We start from the raw sequence: 12540 nt of genomic DNA, 5'->3' as shown, positions 1-12540 counted from the left end.
TCCATGATTAAAAAAGGGACAAACATTTACATCAGGCCGCTCACGGCTGAAGACGCCGAGGCATGCCTCGAATTGCAGAACGCAAACCGCCCGTTCTTTGAACAGTTTTCAATGGAGCGGAACGAGGAGTTTTATACAATCGAAGGACAAAAGAAGAGGCTTCAAAGATTATATGAAAATATGGAGAACGATGAAGATTATTATTTTGGCATCTTTGATCCGGCAAACGATGCGCTGATCGGAACGATCAACCTTTTCCAAGTGCTGCGCGGTTCCTTGCAAAGCGCCTTCATCGGCTATTTTTTGGATCAGAAGCACAACGGCAAAGGCTACACGACCGAAGCCGTCAAGCTGATGGTCGAGTTCGCCTTTCACGATCTCAAGCTCCATCGCATCGAAGCCGGCGTCATGCCCCGTAATATTGCCTCGATCCGGGTGCTGGAGAAGGCGGGTTTTCACAAAGAAGGCATCGCCCGGAAAAACGTCAAGATCAACGGAAAATGGGAAGATCATCAGCTGCTGGCTGTGATCAATCCGCATGATTAGCCGCTTCTTCGCCGGCTGGAGAACGCAGCATTAAAAAAGCTTGTCGATGAAGATCACTTCAACCTTTATCGACAAGCTCAAAACATGCTTTCATCTGCTCTTTGTCTCTTTCATGATGCTGAAAATCACTAGGGTGATAACACCTGCACATACAATATAAAATAAAACATCAGTCACAGGGTTTCTTATATTTTTTAAGAGAAATATGACTCCGATCAACACGATCGGTATGATCCAGGTGAGCCGCTTTACGATTTTGGGGCTTGGTTCGCTGTTTCCTTTCGATTCCATTCAATGCCTCCTCATCAGGTTGCCTTTTCTAACAAAGCATAACACAGGATATTTTTGTTAAACACCGACGATCGTCTCTTCAAAGAAAAAACCCCTTAGAATGGACCATTTCCTGTGTCCATTCCAAGGGGTTGATGTTATACCATCTTACTCTTCTTCCATACCCGGTTTTTTCCGGCGGAATTTCGCCAGTACTTCGTATACGATCGGTACGATCAGAAGGGTGAGGAGCGTTGAACTGATCAGACCGCCGATAACGGTGACGCCGAGCCCTTTTGAAATGACCTGGCTGCCGCCTTCAAATCCGAGCGCCAATGGAATCAGGGCGCCGATTGTGGCGATGGCCGTCATCAGGATCGGACGGAGCCTTGTAGAGCCGGCTTCCAGGAGTGCTTCTCTCGTTGAGAGCCCTTCCGCTTCCTTATGGATGACGCGGTCGATTAGGACAATCGCGTTTGTGACGACGATACCGATCAGCATCAGCATTCCGATCATTGCGTTCAAGCTGATTGTTTCTCCTGATACGTAAAGTCCCACCAAGGCGCCGATGACGGTAAACGGCAGCGAGAACAGGATCGCAAATGGCGCCAGTGCTCCGCCGAATGTAATCACAAGCACGAGGTAGACGATCGCAACCGCCGCAAGCATTGCGAGTCCGAGTTTTGTAAAGGAATCTTCGATATCAGCGGATACGCCGCCGGTATCGATTGTGACGTTGTCAGGCAGGTCGATCTTGTCGATGTTTTTCTGTACGTCGACTGATACGGCCGTGACGTTGTCTGATGTGACTTCCGCCGTGACATCGGCATAGATTTTGCCGTCCCGTTTCGAAATTGTGTCGGATGTCGTGCCTTCCTTCACTTTCGCGACATCGCCGATTTTCACTTCCTGGCCGGTCGGAGTTGTGATTTTTTTGTCTTCTAAATCTTTGACGCTTTTATATGTTTCTTCTTCTGTTTTAATCGTAACATCAAGATCTTTCCCGTCTTTTTTCACGGTTGTAAGCGGCGCCTGCGATGTTTCTTTCATGAGCGCCTGAGAAATCTGTGATGCCGTTAACCCGAGTTTGCTTAATTTCTCCTGGTCAGCGACAAATGTATATTCGTCATATGTGCTGGACAGGCCTGAGCTTACGTTTTTCAGGTCTTTTTGGTCTTTCATTATCTTTTCGATCTCTTTTACAGTGCCTTTAATCTCTTTTTCAGAATCCCCGTACACATAATACGTTAACTCATTGTTGTTGCCTGAGGAGCTGAAATCCTGAGTTTTCCATTCTCCGCGTTTGGATTGCTTCTGAATGTCTTTTAAGACGCTGTCCTTTTCTTGATCAAAATCAGGCGTGTCTTCCTCATATTTGATATAGAACAACGCGCCGTTTGAACTTCCGCCCATCAGCGGATTTCCCGCTCCTAACGTATACTGAACCGTATCGACGTGTTTGCGGTCCAATAGGATTTCTTCAGCTTTTTGCGCTTCCTTTTCCGCTTCTTTTTTCGTTTCTCCCGGTTCAGGGGTGTACGTGATCTGCACCATTTTTTCTTTTGTGGCAGGCAAGTAGCTCGCTCCGATCAGCGGCACGAGGAACAAGCTTCCGACCAGCATCAGAACCGCGATGATCGATGTGATCCATTTATGGCTGAGCGACCAATTCAACACTTTTTTGTAGAAGTTGGCCAGTACCCCAGGCTTGTGTTCTTTCGCCTTTACCGGCGCGCCTGTCAATGATTTTTTGAAGAGGGTGTGCGCAAGCATCGGCACGAGCGTGATCGCGATCAAGAGGGATGCAGCGAGCGCGAATACAATCGTTAAAGCAAACGGCATGAACAATTCGCCGATTTGACCGCCGACAAGTGCGAGCGGCAGGAATACCGCGATTGTCACGATCGTTGATGACATGATCGGCATGAACATTTCCTTCGTCGCTTCGCGCACGAGCGCTTTTCCGCGCAGCGGCTCATCTTTCAGCCTCATGCGGCGGTAAATGTTTTCGATGACGACGATCGAGTCGTCGACAACCCGTCCGATGGCGACTGTCATGGCGCCGAGCGTCATGATATTCAGCGTGATATCAAGCTGGTTCAGGACGAGCAGTGCGATTAACAATGACAATGGAATCGAAATGACCGAGATTAATGTTGATTTAATATCCCTTAGGAATAAGAGAATGATCACAACCGCAAAGATCGCTCCGAAAATCGCTTTGCTCAGCATCGTCTCGACCGACTCGGTGATCGGTTCGGCCTGATCGTATGTCGAGCTGTATTTGAAGCCTTTGTGGTCTTTTTTGAATTGTTCGAGTTCAGCTTTTACGTTGTCGGCTACCTCGACGGTATTGGCGTCGTTTGCTTTAATGACGCTGATGCCGATGCTGTCTTTGCCATTGGTTCGTGAAATGGATTCGGCTTTTTTGACATCTTTAATCGTTGCGATGTCAGACAGCTTAACCGTCGGGACTCCCGCGCTTTGCTGAGCTTGTCCGGCGCTCTGTGCCCCGGCTTGAGCCTGCGCCCCCTGGGCCGCCTGCGCACTTTGCGCTCCGGCTTGCGCGCTTGCGCCTCCGGCAGACGCCGCTGGAATTCTCATATTTTTCAAGTCTTTAATTGTGTCGATATCGCCGCTGACGACGACCGATTTTTCTTCTTTGCCGAATGTGTACAACCCAAGCGGAGTCGTCACATCAGATCCTTGAATCACTTGCTTGACTGTATCCTCGTCAAGCCCGTATTGCTTCAATTTGTCTTTTTTAAATGAAAATTCGACTTCTTCAACCTGCTGACCGGAAAGCTGAACGGAAGCTACGCCTTCAAGGCCTTCAAGCTTCGTCAGGAGGCTGTCTTCCACTTTTTTCGTCAAGCTTTGAAGATCGTCTTTATCACTGGACACGCTGAGCGCGAGAATCGGGAAGGAATTCATGCTGTAGCGCGAAATGCTCGGCTCTTTCGCATTGTCCGGCAGATCGAGATTCGCCAATGCTTCAGCGGCTTCCGTCTTCGCTTTGTCCATATCCTTTTCATAATCGTATTCAATCATCACCGATGATGCGTTTTCATACGATGTGGACGTCACAACGCTGACGCCGTCCAGATTTTGCACGGCTTGTTCAACCGGCTTTGTGACTTCATCAGCTACCTGGCTCGGAGTGGCTCCGGGATATGTCGTGCTGATGGTCAAATAAGGCATGTTCACATCAGGAATCGATTCCTGCTTCATATTTAAACCCGCATAAATGCCGGCAACCGTAACAATAATCGTCATCAGCCACACAGCGAACTTGTTCTTTAGTACAAAATTAATGATAGAATTCATTACGACCTCCATTGTGTATCATTTTCAGAATACAGATTGACTGACTGGTCATTCTATACAATAATAAACTTCAAAAGTAAACAGCGTCAACTTATATATGTTAAAATTTATTCAATTTTAAAGAAGTGTTAAAGGGGTACATTCATGACAGAAAAAGAAGAAAAAATCATTAAAGCAGGCCTGCACCTGTTCGCGAAAAACGGTTTTGCTTCCACAACGATTCAAGACATCGCCAATGAATGCAACATCTCAAAAGGGGCTTTCTACCTGCATTTCAAGTCGAAAGAAGCTCTTTTGCTCGCAATCATTAAGTATTATATCGATCGAATGATGGAAAATATGAAGATCATTCAGCAGAAGAATTTCCCTCCTAAGGAAACGTTCAAGGAGCAGATTGCTTATCAATTCAGCGAGAGCAAGGAGCACCGCGATTTTATTCTCGTGATGATCAGCGAACACAGCATACCGGAAAACAGCAAGATCGAAGAATATTTTAAAAATGTCAGCCAAAAATTCCACGAGACGTATCAAAACGCGCTGTCAGCCGCCTACGGTGACATTGTGAAGCCTTATCTGTCAGACTTGTCCGTGATCGTTCAAGGCATCGTGCAGTCTTATCAAAATTTGTTTATCTTTAATGAACTGGATATCGATTTTTACGAACTTGCGGATTTTATTATGAGAAGAATCGATGACATGATTGATGGCATGGTTCAAAACGGGGAGCAGCCGATCTTGGCCGGCCGGACGTACAGCTATTACCGGAACGCCGGCAATACGGCCGATAAACATACGATTTTGCGGGAGCTTGAAGATGCCAAACGTCAGCCGGAGCTTTCGGAAGACATTCTCATTACACTGGATGTGATCGAGGAAGAGCTGAGAAAGGATTCGCCCCGCGCACCCGTGCTCCAAGGCATGCTGACAAACTTGCAGCATCAGGACAATGTTCAGCATCTATATGGAATGATCACCCGTTTCCTTCATTCATAAAGCAGCCTTATGGCTGTTTTTATATTCCCTTACAATAAGACGATCTGACCATGTATTTTTTGAAAGCAGCATGTATAATAAGATCGCTTAAGACAATCTATATGTTTCAGGGGGTTTTACCTTAGTGAAAAAAAACATCGTTTGTTCAATCTTCGCGCTGCTCCTTGCTTTTGCCGTTTCGCAGCCGAGCTATGCACACACCGTTTCTCCGGTGAACCCGAATGCCCAGCCGACGACGAAAGCGGTGATGAACTGGCTCGCCCACCTGCCCAATCGGACGGAAAGCCGGGTGATGTCCGGGGCGTTCGGAGGATACAGCCTCGACACATTTTCAACGGCTGAAGCCGACCGGATCAAACAGGCAACAGGACAGCTGCCGGCCATATACGGCTGCGATTATGCAAGAGGATGGCTGGAGCCGGAAAAGATCGCCGATACGATTGACTACAGCTGCAACCGTGATTTGATCGCATACTGGAAAAGCGGAGGCATTCCGCAAATCAGCATGCACCTCGCAAACCCCGCGTTTACTTCGGGTCATTATAAAACTCAGATTTCAAACAGCCAGTATGAGAGAATTTTAGATTCTTCCACTCCTGAAGGAAAGCGGCTTGAGGCGATGCTGAGCAAAATCGCGGACGGCCTCCAGGAGCTTGAAAATGAAGGCGTGCCCGTTCTATTCAGACCCCTTCACGAAATGAACGGCGAATGGTTCTGGTGGGGGCTGACGCAATATAATCAAAAAGACAGCGAAAGAATCTCCTTGTACAAACAGCTCTATGTGAAAATCTATGACTATATGACAAAAACAAGAGGCCTGGATCATCTCTTGTGGGTGTATGCGCCGGACGCCAACAGAGACTTTAAAACGGACTTTTATCCGGGCGCATCATATGTGGACATTGTCGGGCTTGACGCTTATTTTGATGACCCGTACGCCATTGATGGCTACGAAGAGCTCACATCGCTGAACAAGCCGTTTGCCTTTACAGAAGTCGGACCGCAGACGACAAACGGCGGGCTGGATTACGCGCGGTTTATCCATGCCATCAAAGAAAAATACCCGAAAACGACGTACTTCCTGGCGTGGAACGATGAGTGGAGCCCGGCTGTGAATAAGGGAGCGGACACCCTCTATCTTCATCCATGGACGCTGAATAAAGGAGAGATATGGGACGGCGATTCTTTGACGCCTGTCGTGGAATAATGAAAAAACCTTGGAGAGTCATTCTCCAAGGTTTTTTTGAAACAGCTTGTTCTGTCCTTTTGAGGCTGATCCTGTTATTTAATATCCATGGCTTTCATTATTCTCATTTCTCTTTCCCGCTTTTTTTTCAAAGCTTCTCTGCCTTTAATCCATTCTCCCAACAATAAAGCCAATCCGCCGATAAGAGGAAGAAAGAATGATGCGAAAGATTTTCCTTCATAAATGGATAATGCCACGAGAAAAACGATATAAGCTGTAGGCAGTATAGCTCCCCAAAAGGTATGATTTCTGGTCGATAAAAAATATTGAATCCCTAGTATTGTAAAGCCAATGAGTAGTATATAAATAGGATTCATTTATGAACACCCCGCTCTTTTTTGTATTTCTCAATGATTAGCTTTGCATTTTCCAGACTAATCTGATCATCGATAGCTAACTGTTTTATAAAGTTAACAAAAGTCTCATTTTCTAACTCGTCAATTAGTTGAATTTTTTGAATTAATCGATCCAATCTAACCCTGACTGTTGGATAAGATACTTGATAACTCTTTGCAATTTCTTTTAAAGATCCAGATTTCAGCATAAAGTTTTTAATAAATTCTACATCTTCTTCTTCTAAAGCTAAGATCCACTCGGGTACATCCTTTCTTTCCATAGACAGCCCCTCTTATTAACAAATTTAAAAACAAAATTCAAATAAATGATAATATATTATTAAATAAAATTCAAATAAATTTTAATATTATTGAACAGAAAGAAGTTTTTTCATTTGTATTTTCATACAAATAAAAAAGGTCCTCAACATGAGGACCTCCATTTAATTAGGCATAGTCTGTTTTTTATCGTTTATTGATTTCTTCAAGAAGAAGCTTGTTGACCATCGGCGGGTTCGCTTGTCCTTTTGAGGCTTTCATGATTTGGCCGACAAGGAAGCCGATCGCGCGGTCTTTTCCGTTTTTAAAGTCTTCGATTGATTGCGGATTGTTGTCGAGCGCTTCTGTGACAAGCTTTCTGAGCGTCGCTTCGTCAGAGATTTGCACAAGGCCTTTTTCTTTGACGATTTTTTCTGCGTCTCCGCCTTTTTCAATCAATTCTTTGAAGACCTTTTTCGCGATTTTCGATGAAATCGTTCCTTTTTCGATCAGCTTGACCAATCCGGCAAGGCCTTCAGGTGTGAGTTCGACATCCGCAAGCTCTTTTTGCTGGGCGTTCAAGTAAGCCGATACTTCACCCATCAGCCAGTTCGACGCCAGCTTCGCGTCTGCGCCTTTTTCAACGGCCGCTTCGAAGAAGTCGGACATTTCTTTTGTCAAAGTCAGCACTTTCGCGTCATAGGCAGGGAGGCCAAGCTCTTCGATGTAGCGCTTGCGGCGCTCGTCCGGAAGCTCAGGAATGCTGTCTTTCACGCGTTGCTTCCACTCGTCGTCTATGTAAAGCTCGACAAGATCAGGCTCAGGGAAGTAGCGGTAGTCGTCAGATCCCTCTTTGACCCTCATCAAAATCGTCGTTTTGGACGCTTCATCATAGCGGCGCGTCTCCTGCTGAATGACACCGCCTGACAAAAGAACCTGCGCCTGGCGTTTTTCTTCGTGCTCAAGGCCTTTTTGAACAAAGGCGAATGAGTTCAGGTTTTTCAGCTCTGTCTTTGTACCGAACTCCTCTTGTCCGATCGGACGGAGCGAGATGTTGGCGTCGCAGCGGAGCGACCCCTCTTCCATCTTACAATCGGACACGCCTGTATACTGAATGATTGATTTCAGTTTTTCAAGGTAGGCGTAAGCTTCTTCAGGCGTTCTGATATCGGGCTCGGAGACGATTTCAACGAGCGGTGTTCCCTGGCGGTTATAGTCGACAAGGGAGTAGCCGTCGCCTGTATGCGTCAGTTTTCCCGCATCCTCTTCCAAATGAAGGCGGGTAATGCCGATGCGCTTCGTTTTTCCGCCGACTTCGATTTCGATCCAGCCGTTTTCGCCGATCGGTTTATCAAATTGTGAAATTTGATAAGCTTTCGGGTTGTCGGGGTAGAAATAGTTTTTCCGGTCGAATTTCGTATCTGTCGCAATTTCGCAGTTGAGCGCCATTGCGGCTTTCATCGCGAAATTGACGGCTTCTTTGTTCAACACAGGCAGTACACCTGGATAGCCTAAGTCGATAACGCTTGTCTGCGTGTTGGCCGCCGCGCCGAATGGCGTTGGAGAACTGGAGAAAATTTTCGATTTTGTTTTGAGCTCCACGTGGACTTCAAGTCCGATTACCGTTTCAAAGTTCATGTTTTTTCACCCCTTACAGTTCAGGTTTTGCTTTATGGTGGTCTGTCGCCTGTTCGAATGCGTGGGCGACGCGGTATACTGTGCTTTCGTCAAAGTGTTTGCCGATGATTTGCAGGCCGAGCGGCAAGCCGTTCGCAAATCCGCACGGTACGCTGATTCCCGGAACGCCCGCAAGGTTGACAGGAATCGTCAGGATGTCGTTGGCGTACATGGTCAGCGGATCGCTCGTTTTTTCGCCGATTTTAAATGCCGGCGTCGGCGTTGTCGGTCCGATGATGACGTCATAGTTTGCAAATACGTCTTCAAAGTCCTTTTTGATCAGCGTTCTGACTTTCTGCGCTTTTTTATAGTATGCGTCGTAATAGCCGGAGCTCAGAGCAAACGTACCGAGCATGATGCGGCGTTTGACTTCGTTTCCGAATCCTTCGGAACGCGTCTGTTTGTACAGGTCGATCAGGTTGTCGGCATTGTCCGTGCGGTAGCCGTAGCGGATGCCGTCGAAGCGCGCCAAGTTTGCCGACGCTTCAGATGAAGAAAGCAGGTAGTAAGTCGCCAGCGCGTATTTGCTGTGCGGAAGCGATACCTCTTCCCATGTCGCGCCAAGGCTTTCGAGCACTTTCAGCGCTTCAAGCACGGACTGCTTCGCTTCTTCGCTTACCCCTTCGCCGAGATATTCTTTCGGAACGGCGATTTTTAAGCCTTTAATATCGCCTGTCAGCGCAGACAGGTAGTCAGGCACGTCCACATTGGCGCTCGTTGAATCCATTTTGTCAACGCCTGAAATCGCCTGCAGAAGGTAGGCGTTGTCTTCGACAGATCTTGTGATCGGGCCGATTTGATCCAATGAAGATGCAAATGCGACAAGGCCGTATCTGGAAACGCGTCCGTATGTAGGCTTTAAGCCGACGACGCCGCAGAAAGATGCCGGCTGGCGAATCGATCCGCCCGTGTCAGATCCAAGTGAAAACGGCACTTCCCCGGCCGCAACCGCAGCCGCTGAGCCTCCGCTTGATCCGCCAGGAACAGTTTCGAGGTTCCACGGGTTTTTTGTCTTTTTAAAGCCTGAGTTCTCTGTGGAAGAGCCCATCGCGAATTCATCCATATTCAGCTTTCCGATGGTAACCGCTTCAGCTTCATGAAGACGCTCAACAACGGTTGCATCATAGATCGGATCAAAATTCTCGAGAATTTTGCTTGCGCACGTTGTCCGCAGATCTTTTGTTACGATATTGTCCTTAATGCCGATCGGCATCCCGAAAAGAAGACCGTGCTCATCCCGGGTATCAAGCGCTTCGTCCAATTCTTTGGCATATGCGCGGGCTTTTTCTTCATCAAGCTGCAAAAAGGCTTGTACCTTTCCGTCAACTTCGTGAATCCGTTTGTAAGATTCATCGACTAAATCTGATATGCTGATCTCTTTATTATGTATGAGACGTTTTAATTCAGATATTTTATGGTCAAACAGTGACATGTTTTCTCGCTCCCTCCTTTATTAGTCCAAGATTGACGGCACGCGGATGTAGCCGTCTTTATGATCAGGCGCATTTTTGACGACGTCTTCAACCGGAAGCCCTTTATCAGGTACATCTTCCCTCATGATATTCTTCATTTGCAATACGTGCGTTGTTGGTTTAACATTCTCTGTATCGACTTCGTTCAGCTCTTCTGCAAATGAAATAATGCTGTCAAGCTGTTCGGTAAACATCGCCGCTTCCTCGTCCGTAATCGCCAGTCTGGCAAGATGGGCGACATGCTTTACTTCTTCTATAGAAATACGCGACATACTAAAAACACCTCCAAGGTTATTCTCGCTTAGTCATATAATACTGATCATATCAAATTTTAGCCTTCTAAATCAACAAAACCGCGATCTTCGCCCCATTTGGCGCCTTTTATTTCATTGTACATGAAAAATTCAGTAAAACGGCACGTACTAATATTCAGAATATTTTTACTTTGTATATCATTTGTAAACGCTTTCATCATGATGCTCATCAAAACCATCACGCCCTTTTTCAATAAAATCGGATGTTTTTCACGGTTGATTGATTGGGAATAGTTTGATAGGTTAGGTAACTAAGTACGATCTAGGCAGCGCCTTAATTCCAATACTTGATCTTTTATAGAGGAGGCCCTGCAATTTTCTTCGTACCCGCAAATCAGTATTGTTGAAAATTTTAAAGAGGTGATGCCACATTATTTTTAAAGAGGAGAGATATGAAACGTGAGTGTTGAAGTATTTATTTCGTTGGGGATTTATTTTGCCGCGATGCTCTTAATCGGCTGGTACTCCTATAGAAAGACATCCAATTTGAATGACTACATGCTTGGCGGCAGAGGTCTTGGGCCTGCTGTTACGGCTTTATCGGCCGGCGCGTCTGACATGAGCGGCTGGATGCTGATGGGACTGCCCGGAGCCATGTATGTGACAGGACTTTCAAGCGCCTGGCTTGCCGTCGGTTTAACAATCGGAGCTTATGTGAACTATTTGGTGGTCGCTCCCCGGCTGCGCACATATACAGAAGTAGCAAACGATGCGATTACAATTCCGGACTTTTTCGAAAATCGGTTTAATGATACAACAAGAATCTTGCGCCTGGCATCAGCCATCGTCATCATGGTGTTTTTCACATTGTACACGTCGGCGGGTATGGTGTCCGGAGGAAGACTGTTTGAAACGGCGTTTGGCCTCGATTATAAAATCGGTCTTTTCTTAACGGCCGCAGTCGTAATTGCCTATACGCTGTTCGGAGGATTTTTGGCCGTCAGTCTGACAGACTTCGTGCAAGGTTTGATTATGTTTATCGCTTTAGTGCTCGTGCCGATCGTTGCCTTTACTCAATTAGGCGGAATTACGCCGACTTTCAATGTGATCGAAGAAATCAATCCAAGCTTGCTCGATTTCTTCAAAGGAACGACCGTCATTAGCATTATTTCATTTCTCGCCTGGGGACTGGGCTATTTCGGTCAGCCGCATATTATCGTCCGCTTTATGGCGATTTCATCCGTAAAAGAACTGAAGCCTGCGCGCCGCATCGCGATGGGCTGGATGATCATCTCCGTAATCGGCGCTCTGCTCGTCGGACTGACCGGTGTGGCGTATGTCCATGAGACGGGTACAGCGCTTAAAGATCCGGAAACGATTTTTATCGTGTTTTCAAAGGTATTATTCCATCCGCTCATCACCGGATTTTTGCTTTCCGCTTTGCTCGCGGCGATTATGAGTACGGTGTCTTCCCAGCTGCTTGTTACATCAAGCGCCATGACGGAAGATTTTTACCGGACGTTTTTCCGGCGCAAAGCTTCGGATAAGGAACTCGTTCTTGTCGGACGTCTGAGCGTTCTGCTTGTCGCCGTCATCGCGATCCTTCTGTCTCTGACACCGAATAACACGATCCTTGATCTGGTCGGCTATGCGTGGGCCGGGTTTGGTTCTGCATTCGGACCCGCCATCCTTCTCAGCTTGTACTGGAAGCGGATGAACCAGTGGGGCGCATTGGCCGGGATGATTACAGGGGCCGTGACCGTGCTGATTTGGATTCTGACCGGCCTGCAGGAGAAGACGGGTATCTATGAAATGATCCCTGGTTTCTTCCTGAGCTTGATTGTCGTTTACGCTGTCAGCATGATCACGAACAAACCGGCAAAAGAGGCAAGAGATATGTTTGAAGAAATGGAACAGACGCATGAGGAAGAACATTCTTAAATGATCAGGTTACGAAAGCCGCCGGGCGATATCCGGCGGCTTTTTTGCTCAGACGGAATTCTTTTGATGCCACGCCGGCAATATAATGATAGGAGTATAGGCTTCTTGCAGATGAATGGTTCCAGGACATCCCCCGGCACTTCAAAAACAGTTGTCCATCCAGGGCGTCTGTGAGAAAATCATATCAATCATATAAGATATTGTCGGAAAGGAGATCATGG

At 46.8% G+C, this 12540-nt stretch carries 12 protein-coding genes; 4 read left to right on the top strand and 8 right to left on the bottom strand.

Annotated elements, in window-relative coordinates:
* The first annotated feature begins 3 nt into the window (after window positions 1-3).
* Window positions 4-546 (top strand): GNAT family N-acetyltransferase, encoded by a 543-nt coding sequence (locus TRNA_RS25185; RefSeq protein ID WP_009329127.1) that lies wholly within the window; start codon window positions 4-6, stop codon window positions 544-546.
* Between the two features lie 90 nt (window positions 547-636).
* On the opposite strand, the gene TRNA_RS25180 is transcribed toward TRNA_RS25185, so the two are convergent.
* Both TRNA_RS25180 and TRNA_RS25175 read right to left on the bottom strand, forming a co-directional pair.
* Complete coding sequence (locus tag TRNA_RS25180; RefSeq protein WP_003179611.1) at window positions 637-837, bottom strand: hypothetical protein; 201 nt, start codon at window positions 835-837, stop codon at window positions 637-639.
* 147 nt (window positions 838-984) lie between these two features.
* The gene (locus TRNA_RS25175; RefSeq protein ID WP_009329129.1) at window positions 985-4143 is read right to left on the bottom strand and encodes an efflux RND transporter permease subunit; all 3159 of its coding nucleotides are present in this window, start codon (window positions 4141-4143) and stop codon (window positions 985-987) included.
* A gap of 144 nt (window positions 4144-4287) precedes the next feature.
* On the opposite strand from TRNA_RS25175, the gene TRNA_RS25170 reads away from it, so the two are divergent.
* Window positions 4288-5136, top strand: a complete 849-nt coding sequence (locus TRNA_RS25170; RefSeq protein ID WP_011197622.1) for a TetR/AcrR family transcriptional regulator — start codon at window positions 4288-4290, stop codon at window positions 5134-5136.
* 124 nt (window positions 5137-5260) lie between these two features.
* Window positions 5261-6343 carry a glycoside hydrolase family 26 protein gene (locus TRNA_RS25165; RefSeq protein WP_003179605.1) on the top strand — a complete coding sequence of 361 codons (1083 nt, stop codon included), beginning with the start codon at window positions 5261-5263 and terminating at the stop codon, window positions 6341-6343.
* 74 nt (window positions 6344-6417) lie between these two features.
* Here TRNA_RS25165 and TRNA_RS25160 read toward each other — a convergent pair whose 3' ends face one another.
* The 6 genes from TRNA_RS25160 to TRNA_RS43770 all read right to left on the bottom strand — a co-directional run bounded on the left by TRNA_RS25160 (window position 6418) and on the right by TRNA_RS43770 (window position 10608).
* Window positions 6418-6699: a hypothetical protein gene (locus TRNA_RS25160; protein WP_003179603.1), complete on the bottom strand. Its 282-nt coding sequence runs from the start codon at window positions 6697-6699 to the stop codon at window positions 6418-6420.
* The gene (locus TRNA_RS25155) at window positions 6696-6998 is read right to left on the bottom strand and encodes a DUF2089 family protein (RefSeq protein WP_003179601.1); all 303 of its coding nucleotides are present in this window, start codon (window positions 6996-6998) and stop codon (window positions 6696-6698) included. The genes TRNA_RS25160 and TRNA_RS25155 overlap by 4 nt, the downstream gene beginning before the upstream one ends.
* 184 nt (window positions 6999-7182) lie before the next feature.
* On the bottom strand, window positions 7183-8613 hold the full coding sequence (gene gatB / locus TRNA_RS25150; protein ID WP_011197621.1) for an Asp-tRNA(Asn)/Glu-tRNA(Gln) amidotransferase subunit GatB: 1431 nt from the start codon (window positions 8611-8613) through the stop codon (window positions 7183-7185).
* A gap of 13 nt (window positions 8614-8626) precedes the next feature.
* Window positions 8627-10084 (bottom strand): Asp-tRNA(Asn)/Glu-tRNA(Gln) amidotransferase subunit GatA, encoded by a 1458-nt coding sequence (gene gatA, locus TRNA_RS25145; RefSeq protein WP_003179591.1) that lies wholly within the window; start codon window positions 10082-10084, stop codon window positions 8627-8629.
* A 21-nt stretch (window positions 10085-10105) separates the two neighbouring features.
* Window positions 10106-10396 (bottom strand): Asp-tRNA(Asn)/Glu-tRNA(Gln) amidotransferase subunit GatC, encoded by a 291-nt coding sequence (gene gatC, locus TRNA_RS25140; RefSeq protein ID WP_003179590.1) that lies wholly within the window; start codon window positions 10394-10396, stop codon window positions 10106-10108.
* 59 nt (window positions 10397-10455) lie between these two features.
* Window positions 10456-10608 (bottom strand): hypothetical protein, encoded by a 153-nt coding sequence (locus TRNA_RS43770; RefSeq protein WP_162013499.1) that lies wholly within the window; start codon window positions 10606-10608, stop codon window positions 10456-10458.
* A gap of 229 nt (window positions 10609-10837) precedes the next feature.
* Here TRNA_RS43770 and putP point away from each other — a divergent pair, with 229 nt between their 5' ends.
* Window positions 10838-12319, top strand: coding sequence for a sodium/proline symporter PutP (putP, locus tag TRNA_RS25135; RefSeq protein ID WP_003179589.1), 1482 nt, complete (start codon window positions 10838-10840; stop codon window positions 12317-12319).
* Window positions 12320-12540 lie beyond the last annotated feature (221 nt).

This window comes from Bacillus licheniformis DSM 13 = ATCC 14580, from assembly GCF_000011645.1.
GTDB classification, from domain to species: Bacteria; Bacillota; Bacilli; order Bacillales; family Bacillaceae; genus Bacillus; species Bacillus licheniformis.
This window is presented reverse-complemented; position numbering and strand designations above follow the sequence as displayed.